This is a genomic window from Cyanobium sp. Candia 9D4 (assembly GCF_024346155.1).
GTDB lineage: Bacteria > Cyanobacteriota > Cyanobacteriia > PCC-6307 > Cyanobiaceae > Cyanobium > Cyanobium minutissimum.
This window is the reverse complement of record NZ_JAGQCK010000008.1, coordinates 1-18,450: the sequence shown is the minus strand read 5'-3', so window position 1 is coordinate 18,450 and position 18,450 is coordinate 1. Positions and strand designations below refer to the sequence as shown.

Here is an 18,450-nt window from a genome sequence, read left to right as displayed (position 1 = left end):
CCGTGACGCCGTCGTCCCGAGGGGAGGGCTGCCGGTGATGATTTATGCTCCCTTCAGCGCCGCGGACTCCGTGGCGGCTAAACGCCCGCGGATGTGGCGGAATTGGTAGACGCGCTAGTTTCAGGTACTAGTGGCAGCAATGTCGTGGGAGTTCAAGTCTCCCCATCCGCATCAATTTTTTTATGATTGTCCTCAAGATCACCAACGCCTCCGATGTCGTTGCCGCGAACATCGGCCGTTTCCTGGAGCGCCTCACCCCTGACGGCTACGACCAGACCAAGGTGGAGGACATCGTGATCGACCGGCTGGTGGCCAACCTCAAGGCGGAAGGCATCCGCGGTGAGGTGGCGGCCTTCAAGGGGCTTGACTTCAGCGAGGACGACCTGGTCATTCATGAGCACCTCAAGCTCCGGCGCCGCAAGACCATCTGACCGTCCCGGGCCCCTCCCCTGACCAGCACGGCCTCGCAGCGGGCAGCGAGCCGATCCGCAGCGTCCGCAATCCCCTCGTCCAGGCCCTGCGGCGCCTGCACCGGCCCACTGGCCGAAGCGAGCAGGGCCTGATCCTGCTGGAGGGCACCCACCTGCTCCAGGAGACCCTCGCGCTGGGCCTGCGGCCCCGCCAGCTGCTGGCCACCGCCGACTGGATGGCCCGCCACGCTGACCTGCTCGAGCGGCTGCCGGATCCGGGCCGGCTGCGGCTCGCCAGCCCCGAGGTTCTGGCCGCCGCCGCCACCACCGGCCACCCCGACGGGGTGCTGCTGACCCTGGAGGCGGCCGATCTCCCCGTCCCATTGCCGGCGCCGGACTTCCTGCTGGTCCTCGACCGGCTCCAGGATCCGGGCAACCTGGGCACCCTGCTGCGCACGGCGCTGGCGGCGGGGGTGGAGCAGGTGTGGCTGGCGGAGGGGGCTGACCCCCTGCAGCCCAAGGTGTTGCGCGCCTCCAGCGGCGCGGCCCTGGCCCTGCCGATCGAACGGATGGCGGCCACCGACGTCCCCGCCCGCCTGACCGCGGCCAGGGAGCGGGGCGTGCAGCTGGTGGCGGCGGTGGTGCCCGAGGCGGACGGCGCTGCCCAGCCCTACTGGGAACTGGACTGGTGTCGCCCCACCGCCCTGCTGCTGGGCAACGAGGGGGCGGGGCTGGCGCCGGCGCTGGCCCGGTTGGCCGACCGGCGGGTGACGATCCCCCACAGCCGGGCGGTGGAATCGCTCAATGTGGCGGCCGCGGCCGCCTTGCTGCTGCTGGAGCGCCCCCGGCAGGCCCACGGCCGGCCCGGGGCCTGACAGGGGAGAATGCCGCTACCCATGCAGCCCCGTCCGGTGACCGCAGCACCCGTCTCCCCTCCCTCCGGGTTCGATTTCGATGTGATCGTGATCGGTGCCGGTTATGGCGGTTTCGATGCGGCCAAGCACGGCGCCGAGCACGGCCTGAAGGTGGCGATCGTGGAATCCCGCGACATGGGGGGCACCTGCGTCAACCGGGGCTGCGTCCCCTCCAAGGCCCTGCTGGCGGCCAGCGGCCGGGTGCGGGAACTCGCCGACGCCGAGCACCTCAAGGGGTTCGGCATCCATGCGGCGCCGGTGCGCTTCGAGCGCCAGAAGATCGCCGACCATGCCGCCCAGCTGGTGGCCACGATCCGCACCAACCTCACCAAGACCCTGGAGCGCGCCGGCGCCACGATCCTGCGGGGCAAGGGCCGCCTCGATGGCCCCCAGCGGGTGGCGGTGCGCGAGGCCAGCGGCGTGGAGCGGGTCTATGCGGCCCGGGAGGTGATCATCGCCACCGGCTCGGATCCCTTCGTGCCGCCCGGCATCGAGACCGATGGCCGCACCGTGTTCACCAGCGACGAGGCCATCAACCTGGAGTGGCTGCCCCGCTGGATCACGATCATCGGCAGCGGCTACATCGGCCTGGAATTCGCCGATGTCTACACCGCCCTGGGCTGTGAAGTCACCATGATCGAGGCGCTCGATCGGGTGATGCCCACCTTCGACCCGGACATCGCCAAGATCGCCGCTCGCCACCTGATCGACGGCCGCGACATCGATGCCCGCTCCGGCGTGCTCGCCAGCAAGATCACCCCCGGCTGCCCGGTGAGGATCGAACTGGTGGACATGGCCACCCGCGAGCCGGTGGAGACCCTGGAGGTGGACGCGGTGCTGGTGGCCACCGGCCGGGTGCCCGTGAGCAAGGACCTCAACCTGGCCAGCGTGGGGGTGGAGACCAACCGGGGCTTCATCCCCGTGGACGACGGCCTGCGGGTGCTGGCGAACGGGGCGCCCGTGCCCCACCTGTGGGCCGTCGGTGACGTGACCGGAAAAATGATGCTGGCCCACACGGCCGCCGCCCAGGGCACGGTGGCGATCGAGAACATCCTCGGCCACGCCCGCCGCATCGATTACCGCTCGATCCCCGCCGCCACCTTCACCCACCCGGAGATCAGCTCGGTGGGGCTGTCGGAAGCCGACGCCAGGGAGCTGGCCGCCGCCGAGGGCTTCGAGCTGGGAGCGGTGCGCAGCTACTTCAAGGCCAACTCCAAGGCCCTGGCCGAACTGGAGAGCGACGGCCTGCTCAAGCTGCTGTTCCGCAAGGACACCGGCGAGGTGCTCGGGGCCCACATCTATGGATTGCATGCCGCTGACCTGATCCAGGAGATCGCCAATGCGGTGGCCCGGCGCCAGGGGGTGCGGCAGCTGGCCAGCGAGGTGCACACCCACCCCACCCTCTCCGAGGTGGTGGAAGTGGCCTACAAGCAGGCGGCCGCCAGCCTGGCCACGCCTGTGGGTGCCTGAGATGGAGATCCGTCGCCGGCCCCCCAACCCCTCGGTGCGGGTGGCCCACCTGGAATTCGGCACCCCCCATCCCGAGGAGAGCCCCCGCCACATCCTCGAGGAGATCGTCTGGGAGAAGGACCGGGAAGTGACGGCCGCCCGGGAACGGGTGAGCCTGGAGTCCCTCAAGCAGCAGGTGGCCGACCTGCCCCCCACCCGGGATTTCGTGGCGGCCCTGCGGGCCAGCTGCCGCAAACCGGCGGTGATCGCCGAGATCAAGAAGGCCAGCCCCAGCAAGGGGGTGATCCGGGAGGATTTCGACCCCGTCGCCATCGCCCGCGGCTACCGCGACGGCGGTGCCAGCTGCCTGTCGGTGCTCACCGACAAGCGCTTCTTCCAGGGGGGCTTCGAGGTGCTGGTGGCGGTGCGGGAGGCGGTGGAACTCCCCTTGCTCTGCAAGGACTTCATCCTCAGCCCCTACCAGCTGTTCCAGGCCCGGGCCGCCGGGGCCGACGCCGCCCTGCTGATCGCCGCGATCCTCACCGACCAGGATCTGGCCTACCTGCTCAAGGTGGCCCGCGGCCTGGGGTTGGCGGTGCTGGTGGAGGTGCATGACGCGGCCGAGATGGAGCGGGTGCTGCAGCTGGAGGGTGTGACCCTGATCGGCATCAACAACCGCGACCTGGCCAGCTTCACGGTGGATCTGGCCACCACCGAACAACTGGTGGCCGCCTTCGGTGAGCGGGTGCGCGGGCGCGGTGCCCTGCTGGTGAGCGAATCGGGCCTGTTCAGCCGCCAGGACCTGGATCGGGCCGTCGGCGCCGGCGCCGATGCGGTGCTGGTGGGGGAGGCGCTGATGCGCCAGGACGATGTCACGGCGGCCCTGGAGAACCTGATCGGGGGCTGAGCGGAAACGGATGGCCGGTTCGTGCATGGGGCCGATCCATCAGGGGGTGTCCACAGCCGATCCGGGCCCGCTGCCGGACCCTGACGCCCCAACCCGTCGTGAGGCCTTGATCGTCAGCGGCCACCGCAGGCGCCGCGGAGTCTCCGGTGCTCCCCAGGCGGCCGCCAGGGCCGGACGCAGCAGCTCCAGGGGGTCGCGGCCGAGGGCGGCCCGGTAGCGGGCGCTGGCCGACCAGCTGGCGCAGTAGCCCAGCAGCTGCTCCAGGGTCCAGTCGGCTTCCATGGCGAACGACGGGGCCGGCAGGGCCGTGAAGGGCAGCGCCAGGTCGCGGTAGCCGTTCTCCACCAGCGCCTTCTCGGGGGGCCAGTAGGGCCCGACGATGTCGGCGTAGAACTGCTGCAGCAGGGCATCGGGCGCCTCGCCCTCCAGGTGGGGGATGCCGTAGCTCCATACCGCCAGCACGCCGCCGGGGCGCAGCACCCGCTCCACCTCGGCGAAGAACCGGGGCCGATCGAACCAGTGCAGCGCCTGGGCCACCGTGGCCAGGTCCACGCTGTCGGTCTCGAGGCCGGAGCTCTCCGCCGGCGCCTGCCGGTAGTGCACGCCGGGGTGGGGGCGGGCGGCGGCGAGCTGGCCGGCGCTGGCATCGGTGGCCACCACCGCGTCGAAATGGTCGGCCAGGGCGATGGCGGCCTGGCCCGTTCCGGTGGCGCAGTCCCAGGCCTGCCGGCGGGTGGGGGCCACCCCGGCCAGCCAGGTGAACAGGGGCGCCGGATAAGTGGGCCGGTAGTGGGCGTAGGCCCCGGAGACGGAGCCGAAGTGGTCGGTGAAGCTGCCGCTCATCTGCCTGGCCTCAGAACAAAGCCGTCCGCGTCCATACCTAGCGGCAGCGGACGCGGACGGCTCACCGCCGCAGGCGAACCGGCGGCGGCTGTGGCAGGGGGACGGGGCTCAGACCTTGCGGCTGTAGAACTCCACCACCAGCAGTTCGTTGATCTCGAGGGCGACCCATTCGCGCTCGATGCGGCCGCCCACTTTGGCGGTCATCTTGGCTTTGTCGAACTCGAGGTGGGGCGGGATGTTCGCCAGGCCGGGGAAGGCCAGGTTGGCTTCGGCCAGGGCCTTGCTGCACTTGCGCTCGCGGATGGCGACCACGTCGCCGGCCCTGCACTGGTAGCTGGGGATGTCCACCACACGGCCGTTCACGGTGACGTGGCCATGGTTCACCAGCTGGCGGGCGCCGGGAACGGTGGGGCCCAGGCCGAGACGGAAACAGATGTTGTCGAGGCGGTTCTCGAGCAGTTTGAGCAGGTTGGTTCCGGTGGAACCCTCCTGGGCTCGGGCTTTCTTCACGTAGCGCACCAGCTGACGTTCGGAAATGCCGTAGTTGAAGCGCAGTTTCTGCTTTTCTTCGAGACGGATCGCGTATTCGGAGCGCTTGCGACGGGCTTGGCCGTGCTGACCGGGGGGATAAGACCGTTTGGCGGCCTTACGGGTGAGACCGGGAAGGTCCCCCAAGCGCCGCGTGATCCTCAGGCGAGGGCCGCGGTAGCGAGACATAAGGGAAGGTATCGGAGGTGGATGGTGCGACCCGGAGGCCGGACGGCGTGGTTCACGTTTGCGGCATGCTGGGGAAACCCGGATGCCCGCGCGTGCTGCGCCAACCACCCACCCTAGGCGGCGACGGTCCCGGCCTCCTCCAGGGCGCCCTACCGGCTCCTCCGGCCTCACCCCTGTCGGCCGCCGTGGCTGCCCTGCTGCTGGCCCTGATCGGCGCCTACCGGCGCTGGATCTCCCCCCTGCTGGGCCCCCGCTGCCGCTTCATTCCCAGCTGCAGCGCCTACGGGCTGGAGGCCATCAGCCGCCACGGGCCCTGGCGCGGCGGCTGGCTGACCGTGAAGCGCGTCTGCCGCTGCCATCCCTTCACCCCCTGCGGCTGCGACCCGGTCCCGGACTGATGCAGGAACTGCTGCTGTTCACGCGCCAGGGCTGCTGCCTGTGCGAAGGCCTCGAGGAGAAGCTGGGGGCCCTGGATCCCCCCCAGCCCCTGCACGTGATCGATGTGGACACCGACCCGGCCCTGCAGGGGCGCTACGGGCTGGCCGTGCCCGTGCTGGCGGTGGCGGCCGCTGCAGAAGGCCCCCTGCGGGAGCTTCCGCGGGTGTCCCCCCGGCTGGCGGGAGCCCAGCTGCAGGCCTGGCTGATCAAGCAGGGCGTGCGCTGAACCTTCCGCTATGACAGGCGCCAGCTTCGTCCCGCCGGACGCCGCCGGCGCCGCCATGTCCCCGCTGCTTCAGCCGCTCCTGCATCAGGTGGGCCTGCCGCCGCTGCCCGACCCCACCGGCGCCCTGGCCCAGGCGGTGGTCAGCGGCGTCAGCTGCGATTCCCGCCGCGTCGGCCCCGGCACCCTGTTCGTGGGCCTGCCCGGCACGGCGGTGGATGGCGGCAGCTTCTGGCCCGAGGTGCTGGCCGCCGGCGCGGTGGCGGCGGTGATCGGGCCGGCGGCGGCCGCCGCCCGGCCCCCGGCCCCCGGCGATCCGGTGCTGGTGGTGGAGCCGCCCCTGGCCCTCTGGGCCGGCCGGCTGGCGGCGGAATTCTGGGGCCAGCCCAGCCGGGGTCTGGCCCTGATCGGTGTCACCGGCACGAACGGCAAGACCACCACCACGTACCTGATCGAGCATCTGGCGTCGGCGGCGGGCCACCCGTCGGCCCTGTTCGGCACCCTGCAGAACCGCTGGCCCGGCTACAGCGCCACAGCCACCCACACCACCGCCTTCGCCGATCTGCTACAGGGCGATCTGGCCCAGGCCGTGGCGGCCGGCAGCAGCATCGGTGCCATGGAGGTGAGCTCCCACGCCCTCGATCAGCGGCGGGTGGCCGGTTGCCGCTTCGCCGGGGCGGTGTTCACCAACCTCACCCAGGACCACCTCGACTATCACCCGTCGATGGAGGCCTATTTCGAGGCCAAGGCGCAGCTGTTCGCCTCGGATCTGCTCGACGGGGGCGCCGTGGTCAACGTCGATGACCCCTGGGGGGCCCGCCTGGCCGAGCGGCTGCGGACGGCCGACCGGGGATCCGGCGCCGGCCCCTGCTGGCGCAGCTCCCTGGAGGATCCGGCGGTGGAACTGCACATCAGTGATCTGGTGATGGGCGCCGACGGGGTGAGCGGCCGCCTGCACAGCCCGCTGGGGGAGGGGACCTTCCGCTCGCCCCTGGTGGGACGCTTCAACCTGATGAACCTGCTGGAGGCGGTGGGGGCCCTGCTGCAGCAGGGTCTGGCCCTGCCGCCCCTGCTCGACGGCCTGGCCAGCTTCCGGGGTGTGCCGGGACGCATGGAGCGGGTCGGCGGGCCGGCGGGGGTGCCCCTGCCATCGGTGCTGGTGGATTACGCCCACACCCCCGACGGCCTCGCCAATGCCCTGGCGGCCTGCCGGCCCTTCAGCCAGGGGCGCCTGATCTGCGTGTTCGGCTGCGGCGGTGACCGGGACCGCACCAAGCGGCCCCTGATGGCGGCGATCGCCGCCCGCCTGGCCGACGCGGTGGTGGTGACCTCGGACAACCCCCGCACCGAGGACCCCCAGCGGATCCTTGAGGACGTGGTGGCGGGGATCCCAGCCGGCACCGAGCTGGTGGTGGAAGGGGACCGGGCCGCGGCGATCGCCGCCGCCATCGCCGCGGCGGCGCCGGAGGACCTGGTGCTGATCGCCGGCAAGGGGCACGAGGACTATCAGATCCTCGGCACCACCAAGGTGCATTTCGATGATCGGGAGGAGGCCGCCAGGGCCCTGATGGCCCGCGCCGGCGGCTGAGCCGGGGGGACGGCGGGGGATAGTGAGGCGTCCTCAGGCCATTCCCAGCCATGTCTGCTCCCGTTCCGATGCCGAAGCGGTTCCTGGCGGAACTGCTCGGCACCTTCTGGCTCGTGTTCGGCGGCTGCGGCAGTGCGGTCCTGGCGGCCGTGTTCCCCTACGGCCAGGGGGACACCAATCCGCTGGGTCTGGGATTCGTCGGGGTGGCGCTGGCCTTCGGCCTGACCCTGCTGACGATGGCCTACGCCATCGGCCATGTCTCTGGGTGCCATATCAATCCGGCGGTGAGCTTCGGCCTCTGGGCCAGCGGCCGCTTCCCCAGCTCGGCCCTGTTGCCCTATGTCGTCGCCCAGGTGCTCGGCGGTGTCCTGGCCGGCGGGCTCCTCTACGGCATCGCCAGCGGCCGCAAGGGGTTTGAGCTGATCGGCAGCAACCCCCTGGCCACCAACGGCTTCGGCGCCCATTCCCCGGGGGGCTACGGCTTCTGGGCGGCCCTGATCATCGAGGTGCTGCTGACCTTCTTCTTCCTGCTGGTGATCCTGGGCGCCACCCACCGGGACGCGATCAAGGACTTCGCCGGGGTCCCGATCGGCCTGTCCCTGGTGCTCATCCACCTGATCAGCATTCCCGTCACCAACACGTCGGTGAATCCGGCCCGCAGCACCGGCGTGGCCCTCTGGGTGGGGGGTGAGGCCATCGGTCAGCTGTGGCTGTTCTGGGTCGCCCCGATCGTGGGCGCGCTCCTGGCGGGCTGGGTGCAGCGCCATCTGCTGGAGGCGGGGGAGCACTGATCGGCATCCGCTTCCCGGCGCCCTCGCCTCGGCGCCCTCCCCCTTGGCGCCGGGATGGACCCTGTCAGGGAAAGGGGATCGATGGTGTGGGGGATGTCGGAAGATTTCCGGAGGAATCACTGCCGCTCTGCAACGGCGTTGATACGTTGATCCGGAATTGAGCGCCGTCTCTGGTCTGATGCCGACAAACCTGGCTCTGGTGGCGAGTGTCGTCATCCCCTTTCTGTTCAAGTTCGCCGGTGCCGTTGCCCTCTGGATTGCCGGTGGCTGGTGCATCAGGTTTGCCCTTCGCATCCTCAAGAGAGGGCTGTCCGCCGGCACCCTTGACCCCACGGTCATCGGCTATCTGATCAACATTCTGGGGGCGGTCCTCCGGGTCATCCTGGTGGTCGCGATCCTGGGCTTCTTCGGCATCCAGACCGCCAGTTTCGCCGCCCTTCTGGCCGGTGCCGGTGTGGCCATCGGCGCCGCCTGGAGCGGCATGCTGAGCAACTTCGCGGCCGGGGTGTTCCTGCAGGTCTTCCGTCCATTCAGTGTCGGCGACTTCATCACCGCCGGTGGTGTGACGGGAACGGTGGAGGAGATCGGCATGTTCGTCACCACCATCCAGGCGTTGGATTGCGTTCGCAACATCGTCCCCAACGGCAAGCTGTTCTCCGACACCATCCAGAACTTCTCCTCCCACCCCTACCGCAGGGTCGATCTGGTCGCCCAGCTCGACAACAGCGCCGACGTGGGCAAGGCCATCTCCCTGCTGAAGGAAGGGATCAAGGCCGTTCCCAACCAGGATCCCAACACCCCGGCCGACATCGAAGTGCTCGAGTTCAGCGAGCGGGGCCCCCGGCTGGCGGTGCGTCCCTACACCCACACCGACCACTACTGGCAGGTTTACTTCGATACCAACCGCATGATCGTGGAGGTCCTTGGCAAACATGGATTCCCGGTGCCGCGGATTCCTGTCGGCATGGCCCAGGGCGGGAACTGAGTTCCCCCCCCGGGACTCTCCAGGGCTGAACTTCCGTAGGGTCGCCCTTCAGCCCACCGAAAGCTGAGTCAGCTGATCCAGCAGCCGCTCCACCTCCTCCGCCGTGCTGACCAGGTGGGTGCAGGCCCGCACGCAGCGGGGGGATTCCAGGGTTCGCAGCCAGGTGTCCCGATCCCCCAGCCGCTTCACAATGGCGGCCGGATCCAGGGGGTCTCCCCCGGGATCGGCCATCGTGAAGCTCACCAGCCCCGCCGGCGGGGGCACCGCCAGCAGGGTCCGGACCACGCCAATCCGCTGCAGACCTTCCCACAGCTGGCGGCTGCGCTCCCGGATCGCCGCCAGCCGGGCGTCGCCATCGCCTTCGGCCTCCAGCAGCTGCAGGGAGCGATCCAGTCCGGCGAACAGGGGCGTGCAGGAGGTGGCCACCTCGAAGCGGCGGGCGTCGCGGTGGTAGCCGCCGGCACCGGGGCCGTCGTGCTCCAGGGTGCGCCAGCCGATGAGGGTGGGGCTGCTCGCCTCCAGCAGCCGCTCGGAGACGGCCACCGCACCTAGCCCTTCGGGGCCGCAGCACCACTTGTGACCGGTGCAGGCGTAGATGTCGGCGGCGGCGGCCGCCTCGGCCACCGGCAGGCTGCCCAGAGACTGGGCCGCATCCACCAGCAGCCAGGGGTGGCGGGGATGGCCGGCCAGCTGGGCCGCCACCGCTGCGATGGGCATCGTCTGGCCGGTGTTCCAGAGCAGGTGGGAGAGCACCACCAGCCGGGTGCGGGGGGTCAGGGCCGCCTCCAGCCGTTCGCCCACCGCCGCGGCTGCGGCGGCCGCGTCACCGGTGAGATCGGCCACTGGCAGGGAGGTGATCCGCAGCCGGTGGCGCCGGGCCAGCTCCTCGAAGGCGGCCACCACGCCGTAGTGCTCCGCATCGCCGACGAGCAGCTCATCGCCCGGCTCCCAGGGCAGGCCCCAGAGGGGCAGCACGCACCCCGAGGTGACGTTCTCGGTGAAGGCCACCCGCTCCGACGCCACGCCGAACCAGGCCGCCAGCCGCTGCCGCAGCCCCCCCACCGTGCGGTTCACGTAGGGCCAGACGTTGTCGCTGAAGGGGCCCAGCTCCTGGATGGTGGCAAAGGCTTCGCTGATCGCCGCCAACGACGGGGAGGGCAGGGGCCCCTGGCCGCCGTAGTTGAAGTACGTCTTGTTGCCCAGGGCTGGCATCAGATCCCGCAAGGGGACTGGGCTCTGTGGCTCTGAGCGTGGCCTAAGATGTGGCCCAAGGTCGGTCATGCCGAGGTGATCGTGGCGTTTAGGAAGCATGCCAGTTACATCCGCAAGGGGAGGGCTGGCTACCAGCTCCAGAGAGGCGTCCCCAAGGCCCTCCAAGGCCATCTCGGGCGTACCCAGTGGAAAGAGCCAGGGGGAGCCACCCTGAGGGAGGCACAGGCCCGTGTGTCGGGCTTCCTGGCCCGTACAGACCAGCTCATCGCAGAGGCAAAGGGGGAGGATCGGCTGTCCACTGAGGAGGTGATTGATCTCATCCCCAAGGCATTCAGGCTTGATACCAAGCAGGAAGTTGAGGATCTTGTCCTTGGGATTGAAATGCTCCGAGTGAACGGGGCCTACACCAATGAGCAAGCAGATCGGGCGATTCGGATAGCTAGAGGACAAGAGGACCCCCGCAAGTTCCTGACGGCAACTGAATTCTTGGAAATGGCTGCAAGGATCAAGACACCAGCGCCAAGAACCTTTGAGAAGTGGGAAGCATCGCTCAAATCCTTCTTGCAGTTTGCCAATGTCACCTACCCAACCGCTGCAACAAGAGATCACGCTGTTGCCTATCGAGGCCACCTGCTAGAAAGGTTGGCTGTCAGCACCGTGGTGACAACTCTATCTACCTTGGCTGGGCTTTGGGCGCTCATGGAGGAAATCAACCCGATGCAGGAGAACATCTTCAAAGGGCTGACTAAGCGTCTGAGGATAAGAACCAATGCTGAGTCGCAGAGGATGGAAGAAGCAGAGAGCTTCAAGTCGCCTGAACTTTGGGAGGGTAACCCTCAGCACATCATGATTTTCAAAGCGATCTTGCTGACTGGATGCCGCCTTGGAGAGATATGTGGGCTTCACGCGGAAGATGTCAGGGCTGATAGGCTCTTGATTCGGCCACAGCAAGATCGGACGATCAAAACTGATGTCTCAACCAGAGTTATTCCCCTGCATCCAGAGTTAGAATATCTTCAATCCTTGGCGAAAGGTCATTCGGGACCTTTGTGGCCGAATCTCCGCAATGGGAATAGGTGGGGCGTGAACCTTGCCAAGCCCTGTCGGCGGATCACAGGTATCAACCCGAAGGCACTGAGGCATAGGGCTGCAACCACTCTCAGAGAGGCGGGATTCAACGAGGCTGTCATTGGCCGGCTGCTTGGCCACTCACCAGCCACGATCACTGGGAGTTACGGGGCGGTTCCTTGGGAAAGATTGGTTGAGGCAGTGGCAGCTCTTGGATGAACAATGGGGACAGATCCCCCCTAGCCCACCTCGATGCCCAGCCGCTCCAGAAGCCGCTTGACCTGAGTCGGGCTGAGCTGGTTCCCAGCCTTGGTGGTCTTCCCAGCCCCCTCCAGAGCAGCCGCCATGTCCCTCAGAGATAGCCCAGCTGCAGCCATGGGGCGAAGGACACCCCTGAGCTTCTCGGCCTCCCTGGTGGCCCTCTCCTTGGCCGCAGTGTTGTGACGGAGGGTTCCTGGCCTCAGGCCGCCAAGCTTCACCCCACGGGCCTTGGCAGCAGCCAGAGCGTCCTTTGTGCGCTCACTGATCCGGCGGCTCTCGAACTCAGCCACAGAGGCCATGACCGACAGGATCAGCCGACCAGCTGAGGTGGTGGCGTCTACGTCGGGGAGGTCGCAGAAGATGAATCCCCCAAGCCCGTTGGTCTCTGCCTCTCGGCTGAGCCTCAGGACGAACTCAGCATCACGAGCCAGCCTGTCCAGCTTGGCCACGGTGATGGCAGCCTTCCGCTTCCGAGCCTCCACCAGGGCCTTGGCCAGCTCAGGCCTATCGGTCTTCCGACCCGACTCCACCTCGACGAACTCAGCCACGACCACGGCTCCACGCTCTGCAGCGAGCTGGCTGACCTTCTCCCGCTGGGCCTCCAGGCCAAGACCGCTCTGGCCCTGTCGGTCGGTAGAGACCCTGTAGTAAGCGACCAAATCCATGGGTCCATGCCCATCTGTACCAACAGGCTACAGTCGTAGTGAGCGGTACAGGAGGTGGGAGCTGGGCGCTTTTCCAGTTGTCACCGAAGGATGGAGGGGCCTCAGGCTCAAGTGGGTGCGCTAGCGCCCACCCTGGTTGGGTCGGCATCAGGCCTGACAAGGGACCATGGCTCACCTAGGTGGAAAGATCGCTTGCCCGCTGGGGCGAGCAACCACCCCCTATGGGGGGTCAGCCAGTCGAGCTCCTCTGCGTATGAGGGAACGAATTTTTGCGGTGAATACTCCGAAGATCAGATCATCCCAGAAATTAGCCTAGAACCCTTGGAAAGAGGCTCGACCATGTAGGACTACCTAAGGACGGTTAGAGAGGCCTTGCAGGGGCGTATAGAGGGGTCTCAGAGAGGTCTAGGAAGATGGATGCACGACACCTGATAGACCTAGGTTCAGTGCCATGAACTCTTTCGACATCGATTGACCTTAGTTCAGTCCCGTGCTGGTTAGCAGGGTCCAGCCTTAGCCGACACAGGAGTGTGGTTCCTAGGTCCTTCCAAAGAGGTTGGGCTAAGTGCATTCCCCAGCTGGTTGACACCAATCAACCCCAACCCAACAACCGACGTTTCTCTCGGAGGCAGCGAGCGGGCGTCAGCCCTGGCGAGCGTCTGCCGGAGAGGAAACGGAGGGGAGCAAGCCTTCAGAATCTCCACCGTAGGAATCTGACTCCAACTTCTGGATCGTCTCTCCTGGTAGCTGAGACTTGTCCAGCTGATCAACAGTGGGTCCTCGCCACACGAAAACCGACTCCTCCCAAAACGCAATTCCTTAGGATCCTAGTCATATCAATGGATCTCAGCTAATCGGTCCCCCATAGTCTCTAAAAGAACCCTTTAGAGGTTGTGGGGGTAGGATTAGCCGAGAACCGTTGCAAACACTAGGGTTGAGTTTCGGACCTCTCTAGGAAGGTTTTCTGAGCCCTGCCAAAACCGCTGTAGGTCAGGCTGATGCCAAGACTCCTGGCCTTGTCTGAGATCGGATGATCGCCAGTAAACCGACAACGCCAAGTCTTCTTCCAAGCCCGGCTGGAGATCCCCACCAGCTCAAGGAACTCCCCAAGGGGAGTCTTGCCAGTAGGAAGATCCTCCAGGGCTCGAAGGAAAGCAGCTTCTTTGAGTTGGTCAGTTCCCCTCGGTTTGCGAGTCTGCTCAAAGCCAGAGAATATCCAGTCTGAGACCTTCACATTCGGAAGCTCAGCAAGGATCATCTCTTCGATCTGATCACCCCGCTCATCACTTGGAAGGAGCACGAAGAGATCAGCCTTGTGGCATCGACCCTCTACGTCAATAACCCTGCGGATGCAACACCGATAGAAGGCCTGGATCATCTCCACAGCCACTTTGCTGTTGACCATGGATTCGACAAGGCTGGTCTTCTCACGATGGTTCAGGTGTTCCAAACCTTCAGCGAGGCCAGGCTGAGAGCAGATGGCGTTAGCAGCCCACTCCCTTGGTCGATAGAAGCAAGAAGCGATTACTACGGTGTCGAAGTCGGACCAGCGATTCTCTCCGGTCGTAGCTCCCCAGTGTGTCGTGTCGAACTGTTGGAAGTGTGGGTCTGCGATTGAGAGATCCATCAGGACGGTTTCGAGGTTCTGGTGAGAGACCACTAGAACCCTGCGATCTGGGTCGAGATTGGTCTTCAACCATTCGTACAGCTCGATAGCACGGGCAACTCTTATTGATGCATCAGAGAAGCCAGACTTCCCAAGGTTGGCGTTGGTGCGCTTGCTGTGAAGCGTGGCATTCTCAAGGTTCCTGAGAGCCTTGTTGGATTTGACCTCCACCCGTTTGGGGAAGAGTGTGTAGGTCAGGTCCTGGGCAGCAGTGCCATCCAGGATGACCATGCTTCCCACCTCATCTGAGATCAGCCAGTTAGCCGCGTTGGTCTTTTGGAACTTCCCAGACTTGGTTGAGTAGGACCAGTCGGTGACCAGCCGATCAATGGCCTGAAGGCAGGTCTTGATATTGGACCTAACATCTCGGGCTAGTGATGCGCTCTCTCGTCCGGTGGTGATCAGATCCCAGGCACAGTCCTTTAGGAGGGTGTCGTAGAGCCGCTGCAGGTTGGCAGAGGGGGCATTCTCAAGGATCTGCCTGAAGCTGTCACTTTTGATCGTGATGGCCTTGTTTTCCAGTTCGATCTGTTCGAGGACTGGACCAATCGCTTCAAACACAGCCCACTCCTGAGGGTGCTGCTGCTTCAGTCGGGGGATGACTCCGTTCTGAACGAAGTAGCCATGAACCCTGTTGTAGTCCTGAAGGGTCAGCTGATACTCGGTGATGGGGTTGATGGATTCGTCAACGATGACAAGCCTTCGCTGTCCATACCTCCACTTGGTAAAGGACCTCATGGTTGTGTCGTTGCCATCACTCAGCCTTTGCAGCGAGTTGCTGTAGGCCTGATGGCAGATCACCAGAATCGGGAAGTTATAGATGTCATCGAAGCTGACGTCGGACTGGGAGTGTTTAGCTATTGCACAGGCGTCAGTCCTGCCGGTGATGTCCTGATAAAGGAGGTTGATCTGCTTGGCAGTTTCTTCGGCTGTCTGAATCCGCTCAACAATGAGGATGGCTCCCCAACTGGAATTGATTCGGGTGAAGCCAGGATGGTAGTAGTTGGCCGCTAGATCAGCACAGGCCACCTGGGCAGCTTGAGATTTTCCGATCCCACAGGTCCCGTTGTAGGTGTAGACCGTTCCGGTGGTGTCTAGCAGAGAGTTGTTGAAAGCTTCCAGGAGCACCCTCCATTCTTCGATAAGCTCAGCAGAGACTTCGTTCCCTCTGCTGGTCCATACGTCTGCCATGTCCTCGATGAACCAGCTCTCCTCGATCTTGGGAGTGTTAGCGAGATCGGGAGGTGCAGGAGGCGGTTCCTCCCCAAAGGCATCGCCCTTGATCCGAATGGCTGTGGTCGGGTCGATCTCGTGGTAATCGTCCGACCTCCTGCGCTTCAGAACAGGGGTACGGGTCGTGGGGGTGGTAGTGGTGGTAGAGGTGGTGGTCTTCATTGGTTGGTGTGAGTGATTGGTTGAATGGAATGATGTCGATGTCATTTCTTGACCTGTCCTCCGACACTCCTGACGGAGATACCTTCCCTGCCCTGCTTGAGAAGCTCAGTGGTATCTTCAAGTCGATGGGCGATCTTCCGTAAGGTCGAGTTGATCTGTTGAAGGGCTCCTACCAAGTCTTCGGCTGGTTGGAGACGCTTGGAATGGTCGGTCTGCATTGTTGATCTGAGAAAGTGTGTGCGTGATTGTTCGTTCCTTCGACGATCTGTCGGGTAACGGCCAGCGTGTCCGACGACAATCTGGTTGAGGGGTCGCGCCAAACAGGTTGACCGCTCTTGAGGGGCTGCGCTGAATCCGGTTGCCATGCGCAGGGCACCGGGCCATGCCTGCTCCCCTCACCGCTCAACAGATTGCGCTGTACATGACCAAACGACGAGCCGGCAGCCGCCAGGAGGTGGCGGCCGCAGCGGCGGGCATCTCGGTGAGCAGTGCTCACCGGATCGACTCAGGGCGCCTCCAACCCCAAGCTGCCAAACCCCGTGGTCGGCGTCGCCCTGACCCGTTGGCGGAAGTGTGGGAGCCGTTGCTGCTGCCGCTGCTGGAGCGCCATCCCTCCCTGACGCCCACCACCTTGCTGGAGCACCTGCAGGAGCAAAAGCCAGATCAGGACTGGAGTTCGCTGAAACGCACCCTGCAGCGGCGGGTGCAGCACTGGAAATCTCTGCATGGCCCGACGCCGGAGGTGATGTTTTCGCTGGCGTATCAGCCCGGAGAGATCGGCTTCTGCGACTTCACCAAGGTCAAGCGGGTGGCGATCACCCTGCGGGGAGAGCCGTTCCCGCATCTGCTGTTTCACTACCGCCTGGCCTGGAGCGGCTGGGCCTATGGCCAGGTGATCCACGGCGGCGAGAGCTTTGTCGCCCTCTCCGAGGGGCTGCAGAACGCCCTGGCCGCCTGTGGTGGCGTGACCCGGGAACTGCGCACCGATCGGCTCTCGGCCGCCAGCCGCAACCGCGACGGCAGCTATGCCCTCGACATCACCACCCGTTACCAGGCCCTCTGCGCCCACTACGGCCTCTCCCCCAGCCGCAACAACCGGGGGGTGGCCCATGAGAACGGCATCGTCGAGGCACCGCACGGCCATGTGAAACGGCGGCTGGAGCAGAAGCTGCTGCTGCGTGGCAGCTGTGATTTCGACGAGCCGGCCGAGTACGACGCGCTGCTCGCTGAGGTGTTCAGTGCCCTCAATGCCCCGCGCCAGCGGCGCTACGAGCAGGAGCTTGAGCATTTGATGGCCTTGCCCAGCTTCCGTTTTGCCGACTACGAGCTCCTATCGGTGCGGGTGCGCAGCACCAGCACGATCGAGGTGCGGCAGGTGATCTACTCGGTGCCGCCCACCCTGATCGGCCGTCCGGTCACGGTGCGGCTGCACCACGACCGGCTGATCGTCTACCTCGGCAGTGACTGGGTCTGCCAGCTGCCTCGCGTCTATGGCACCGGCCGCCATGGCCCGCGGGCCTGGTGCATCGATCTGGAGCACCTGATCGATGGCCTGCGCGCCAAGCCGCGGGCCCTGCTCCATTGCCGCTATCAGCGCCACCTCTTCCCGGATGAGCACTGGTGGAACTTCTGGCAGCGCCTGCTGGCCAGCGGTGACCGTGACGCGGCGGCCCGGCTGATGGTCGAGGCGTTGTACGTGGCGGTGCGGGTGGCGTCCTTTGAGCTGGTGCTCGCCTTTCTGCAGCAGGCGCAGCAGCGCCAAACCCTGTCCCTCTCTGGTCTGCAGCAACGCTTCCGGGTGCCGCCGCGCCGCAGCGCCCTGCCTGATCCCGTCATTCCCCAACATCTGCTGGCCTCCTATGACCACCTCCTCCCCGGTACCCCGCTCAGCAGCGGTGGAAGCGGCGTTGCCGCTGCTGCTCAAACAGCTCAAGCTGGCGCGGTTCCGCAGCCACTGGCAACCTCTCGCGCAGCAGGCTGAGGCGGAGGGCTGGAGCCCGGGCCAGTTCCTCTATGCACTCTGTGAGCAGGAGGTCGACCACCGCCAGATCGCACGGCGCCAACGCCTGCTGCGCGACGCCCATCTGCCCTGGCAGAAGGGCCTCGATGGCTTTGTTCACCAGCACCTTGAGCCCCAGCACTGGCAGGAGCTGCAGGTGCTCTCCCGCAGCCACACCTGGCTGCTGCAGGCCGAGAACCTCCTGCTGTTCGGTCCCAGCGGCGTGGGCAAGACCCACCTGGCCATCGCCATCACGATGGCGATGATCGAGCAGGACCAGGCCTGCTGCTTCTTCCCGGCCACCGCCCTGGTGCAGCTGCTGCAGAAGGCCAAAGCCAGCTTTGAGCTCCCAGCCCTGATCCAGAAGCTGGATCGCTACGCCCTGCTGGTGATCGACGACATCAGCTACGTGCGGCGCAGTGAGCTGGAGACCTCGGTGCTGTTCGAGCTGATCTGCCACCGCTACGAGCGCCGCTCGCTGCTGGTGACCTCCAACCAGCCGTTCCGGGAGTGGGACGAGATCTTCCCCAGCGGATCGATGACCGTGGCTGCTGTGGACCGGCTGGTGCACCACTGCCACATCGTGGGCATCAAGGGCGAGAGCTACCGGCAGAAGCAAGCAGCAGCAAGGGTTTCCAGCGATGCCGCTGACCCGCAAACGTAATTGACGCGGGCGCCATGGCCGTCACGATCGAGGCCAGCAACCACTCAAGGCACCAGAAGCATGGCGGCGACACGAAAACTGGCCCACCCGCCTTGAGATGGACGCCGGAACAACAACTTGATTGACGCGAGGCGACAGCCTGGTCACGATCCCGATTCCCACTGCCATCTCAGGCTCCGGAGGACCTCCGAACAAGCGACTCAACCGGTCAACCAGATTGACGCCACCCGTCAACCTGATTGACACGGGACAGCC

At 65.8% G+C, this 18,450-nt stretch carries 17 protein-coding genes and 1 tRNA gene; 13 read left to right on the top strand and 5 right to left on the bottom strand.

Features of this window, described 5'->3' with window-relative positions; genetic code table 11:
* The first annotated feature begins 87 nt into the window (after positions 1-87).
* The 5 genes from KBZ08_RS13580 to trpC all read left to right on the top strand — a co-directional run bounded on the left by KBZ08_RS13580 (position 88) and on the right by trpC (position 3,680).
* Positions 88-171 (top strand) — tRNA-Leu (locus KBZ08_RS13580).
* Positions 172-182: 11 nt separating this feature from the next.
* Positions 183-431: a hypothetical protein gene (locus KBZ08_RS13575; protein ID WP_106220599.1), complete on the top strand. Its 249-nt coding sequence runs from the start codon at positions 183-185 to the stop codon at positions 429-431.
* The gene (locus KBZ08_RS13570; RefSeq protein ID WP_254973783.1) at positions 428-1,285 is read left to right on the top strand and encodes an RNA methyltransferase; all 858 of its coding nucleotides are present in this window, start codon (positions 428-430) and stop codon (positions 1,283-1,285) included. The genes KBZ08_RS13575 and KBZ08_RS13570 overlap by 4 nt, the downstream gene beginning before the upstream one ends.
* 21 nt (positions 1,286-1,306) lie before the next feature.
* The gene (locus KBZ08_RS13565; protein ID WP_254973663.1) at positions 1,307-2,794 is read left to right on the top strand and encodes a dihydrolipoyl dehydrogenase; all 1,488 of its coding nucleotides are present in this window, start codon (positions 1,307-1,309) and stop codon (positions 2,792-2,794) included.
* 1 nt (position 2,795) lies between these two features.
* The gene (gene trpC, locus KBZ08_RS13560) at positions 2,796-3,680 is read left to right on the top strand and encodes an indole-3-glycerol phosphate synthase TrpC (RefSeq protein ID WP_254973662.1); all 885 of its coding nucleotides are present in this window, start codon (positions 2,796-2,798) and stop codon (positions 3,678-3,680) included.
* A gap of 39 nt (positions 3,681-3,719) precedes the next feature.
* Here trpC and KBZ08_RS13555 read toward each other — a convergent pair whose 3' ends face one another.
* Positions 3,720-4,523 (bottom strand): class I SAM-dependent methyltransferase, encoded by an 804-nt coding sequence (locus tag KBZ08_RS13555; RefSeq protein WP_254973660.1) that lies wholly within the window; start codon positions 4,521-4,523, stop codon positions 3,720-3,722.
* 108 nt (positions 4,524-4,631) lie between these two features.
* Positions 4,632-5,240 carry a 30S ribosomal protein S4 gene (gene rpsD, locus KBZ08_RS13550; protein WP_094585400.1) on the bottom strand — a complete coding sequence of 203 codons (609 nt, stop codon included), beginning with the start codon at positions 5,238-5,240 and terminating at the stop codon, positions 4,632-4,634.
* Positions 5,241-5,305: 65 nt separating this feature from the next.
* Here rpsD and yidD point away from each other — a divergent pair, with 65 nt between their 5' ends.
* The 5 genes from yidD (at position 5,306) to KBZ08_RS13525 (ending at position 9,265) form a co-directional block, all read left to right on the top strand.
* Entirely contained in the window at positions 5,306-5,638 is a 333-nt protein-coding gene (gene yidD, locus KBZ08_RS13545) for a membrane protein insertion efficiency factor YidD (protein WP_254948272.1), read from the top strand.
* Positions 5,638-5,904: a glutaredoxin family protein gene (locus tag KBZ08_RS13540; RefSeq protein WP_254973659.1), complete on the top strand. Its 267-nt coding sequence runs from the start codon at positions 5,638-5,640 to the stop codon at positions 5,902-5,904. The genes yidD and KBZ08_RS13540 overlap by 1 nt, the downstream gene beginning before the upstream one ends.
* Before the next feature lie 55 nt (positions 5,905-5,959).
* Positions 5,960-7,489: a UDP-N-acetylmuramoyl-L-alanyl-D-glutamate--2,6-diaminopimelate ligase gene (locus KBZ08_RS13535; RefSeq protein ID WP_254973781.1), complete on the top strand. Its 1,530-nt coding sequence runs from the start codon at positions 5,960-5,962 to the stop codon at positions 7,487-7,489.
* Positions 7,490-7,557: 68 nt separating this feature from the next.
* Positions 7,558-8,280, top strand: coding sequence for an aquaporin Z (gene aqpZ / locus KBZ08_RS13530; protein WP_094585402.1), 723 nt, complete (start codon positions 7,558-7,560; stop codon positions 8,278-8,280).
* A 178-nt stretch (positions 8,281-8,458) separates the two neighbouring features.
* Positions 8,459-9,265: a mechanosensitive ion channel family protein gene (locus KBZ08_RS13525; RefSeq protein WP_254973657.1), complete on the top strand. Its 807-nt coding sequence runs from the start codon at positions 8,459-8,461 to the stop codon at positions 9,263-9,265.
* Between the two features lie 48 nt (positions 9,266-9,313).
* Here the strand turns inward: KBZ08_RS13525 and KBZ08_RS13520 are convergent, their stop codons facing one another.
* A complete protein-coding gene (locus KBZ08_RS13520) occupies positions 9,314-10,477 on the bottom strand; it encodes an aminotransferase class V-fold PLP-dependent enzyme (RefSeq protein ID WP_254973656.1) in 1,164 nt (387 codons plus the stop codon).
* A 75-nt stretch (positions 10,478-10,552) separates the two neighbouring features.
* Between KBZ08_RS13520 and KBZ08_RS13515 the strand changes: the two genes are divergently transcribed.
* Positions 10,553-11,764 carry a hypothetical protein gene (locus tag KBZ08_RS13515; RefSeq protein ID WP_254973654.1) on the top strand — a complete coding sequence of 404 codons (1,212 nt, stop codon included), beginning with the start codon at positions 10,553-10,555 and terminating at the stop codon, positions 11,762-11,764.
* A 20-nt stretch (positions 11,765-11,784) separates the two neighbouring features.
* Here KBZ08_RS13515 and KBZ08_RS13510 read toward each other — a convergent pair whose 3' ends face one another.
* Positions 11,785-12,471, bottom strand: a complete 687-nt coding sequence (locus KBZ08_RS13510; protein ID WP_254973653.1) for a recombinase family protein — start codon at positions 12,469-12,471, stop codon at positions 11,785-11,787.
* A 928-nt stretch (positions 12,472-13,399) separates the two neighbouring features.
* Complete coding sequence (locus tag KBZ08_RS13505; RefSeq protein ID WP_254973651.1) at positions 13,400-15,532, bottom strand: hypothetical protein; 2,133 nt, start codon at positions 15,530-15,532, stop codon at positions 13,400-13,402.
* A 382-nt stretch (positions 15,533-15,914) separates the two neighbouring features.
* Between KBZ08_RS13505 and istA the strand changes: the two genes are divergently transcribed.
* Positions 15,915-17,513, top strand: a complete 1,599-nt coding sequence (gene istA / locus KBZ08_RS13500) for an IS21 family transposase (protein WP_254973649.1) — start codon at positions 15,915-15,917, stop codon at positions 17,511-17,513.
* The gene (gene istB / locus KBZ08_RS13495) at positions 17,440-18,195 is read left to right on the top strand and encodes an IS21-like element helper ATPase IstB (RefSeq protein ID WP_254973648.1); all 756 of its coding nucleotides are present in this window, start codon (positions 17,440-17,442) and stop codon (positions 18,193-18,195) included. The genes istA and istB overlap by 74 nt, the downstream gene beginning before the upstream one ends.
* The last annotated feature ends 255 nt before the right edge of the window (positions 18,196-18,450 follow it).

Excerpts from the sequence above, each read along its gene's own strand:
- KBZ08_RS13535 (WP_254973781.1), top strand. The coding sequence starts at position 5,960 with ATGTCCCCGCTGCTTCAGCCGCTCCTGCATCAGGTGGGCCTGCCGCCG.
- KBZ08_RS13510 (WP_254973653.1), bottom strand. The coding sequence starts at position 12,471 with ATGGATTTGGTCGCTTACTACAGGGTCTCTACCGACCGACAGGGCCAG.
- KBZ08_RS13555 (WP_254973660.1), bottom strand. The coding sequence starts at position 4,523 with ATGAGCGGCAGCTTCACCGACCACTTCGGCTCCGTCTCCGGGGCCTAC.
- trpC (WP_254973662.1), top strand. The coding sequence starts at position 2,796 with ATGGAGATCCGTCGCCGGCCCCCCAACCCCTCGGTGCGGGTGGCCCAC.
- rpsD (WP_094585400.1), bottom strand. The coding sequence starts at position 5,240 with ATGTCTCGCTACCGCGGCCCTCGCCTGAGGATCACGCGGCGCTTGGGG.
- KBZ08_RS13565 (WP_254973663.1), top strand. The coding sequence starts at position 1,307 with ATGCAGCCCCGTCCGGTGACCGCAGCACCCGTCTCCCCTCCCTCCGGG.
- KBZ08_RS13520 (WP_254973656.1), bottom strand. The coding sequence starts at position 10,477 with ATGCCAGCCCTGGGCAACAAGACGTACTTCAACTACGGCGGCCAGGGG.
- KBZ08_RS13505 (WP_254973651.1), bottom strand. The coding sequence starts at position 15,532 with ATGAAGACCACCACCTCTACCACCACTACCACCCCCACGACCCGTACC.
- KBZ08_RS13575 (WP_106220599.1), top strand. The coding sequence starts at position 183 with ATGATTGTCCTCAAGATCACCAACGCCTCCGATGTCGTTGCCGCGAAC.
- KBZ08_RS13540 (WP_254973659.1), top strand. The coding sequence starts at position 5,638 with ATGCAGGAACTGCTGCTGTTCACGCGCCAGGGCTGCTGCCTGTGCGAA.
- KBZ08_RS13525 (WP_254973657.1), top strand. The coding sequence starts at position 8,459 with ATGCCGACAAACCTGGCTCTGGTGGCGAGTGTCGTCATCCCCTTTCTG.
- yidD (WP_254948272.1), top strand. The coding sequence starts at position 5,306 with ATGCTGGGGAAACCCGGATGCCCGCGCGTGCTGCGCCAACCACCCACC.
- istA (WP_254973649.1), top strand. The coding sequence starts at position 15,915 with ATGCCTGCTCCCCTCACCGCTCAACAGATTGCGCTGTACATGACCAAA.
- aqpZ (WP_094585402.1), top strand. The coding sequence starts at position 7,558 with ATGCCGAAGCGGTTCCTGGCGGAACTGCTCGGCACCTTCTGGCTCGTG.